Origin of the sequence: Pseudochrobactrum sp. AO18b, assembly GCF_000409565.1 — a bacterium.
Classification (GTDB): Bacteria; Pseudomonadota; Alphaproteobacteria; order Rhizobiales; family Rhizobiaceae; genus Pseudochrobactrum; species Pseudochrobactrum saccharolyticum.
Genome location: NZ_ANNO01000360.1, coordinates 1 through 999, shown reverse-complemented (window position 1 = coordinate 999; position 999 = coordinate 1). Strand labels below are relative to the sequence as shown.

Annotated in this window: 1 pseudogene; it reads left to right on the top strand. The window is 59.6% G+C overall.

The features are described from left to right. A pseudogene (locus tag A918_RS22075) lies at window positions 1–999 on the top strand (chromosome segregation protein SMC); the annotation flags it as partial.

The following is a 999-nucleotide window of genomic DNA, read 5'->3' as shown; positions in this document are numbered from 1 at the left end:
GAGCAGGCTCTGGCTTGTGAAGAAATGGTAGAGCAGGCGCGGGAAGCCGAAACCGGCCGCCGCCAGCCACTGGCGCATGCACGCGAAGAGCTGAACCGGATTGAAACCGAAGCACGCACCTTAGCCAGTATTCTCAATAGCGGCCAGTCCTCCACCTATATCGCTGTTGTTGAGCAGATGCAGGTGAAAAAGGGCTATGAAACCGCACTTGGTGCAGCTTTGGGCGACGATCTCGAAGCGCCGGTTAATCCGCAGGCGCCGGTTTTCTGGACGGATATTGATAGTCAGAATGCGCGGGATTTTGGCTCCCTGCCGCAGGGTGCAGTGCCGCTGAGCACGGTCGTTGATGCACCTGCGGCATTGCAAGCCCGTTTGTCTCAGATTGGTCTGGTGGACGACAGTGAGGGCGCAAGCCTGCAAGCACAGCTGCAGAGCGGTCAGCGGCTGGTGAGCCGCGAGGGCAGCCTCTGGCGCTGGGATGGTTTTACAGCACGTTCCGATGCACCGACTGCCGCCGCACAACGGTTGGCACAGAAAAACCGCTTAGCTGAGCTTGAAGCTTCTGCTGTCACTGCGCGCGACCGTGTAACACAGGCAGAAACGGCTTTGCGTCAGGCGGAAACGGCTTTGCGCGAGGCGGTGGAGCGTGAACGCAGCCTGCGCGATCATTGGCGCTCTGCACAGCGTGAACTGGCGCAAGCGCGTGATGCCTTGGCGGAGGCCGAGCGTGCAGCCGGACTATTATCCAGCAAACGTGCAGCACTGGATGAGGCGAAAACCCGTCTCAGCGACAGTCTTGAAGAGAACACCATTCAGCTTGAGGAAGCACAGATCAGGCTGGATGATCTGCCGGATCTGGCTGCATTGAACCTGCAACTGACCTCGCTGACCACGCAGGTTATGGCTGATCGTGCCGCCATGACGGAAGCACGAGCCGCGCATGATAATCTGCGCCGTGATGCGGAAAACCGTCTGCGCCGTCTGGAGATGATCGGGCAT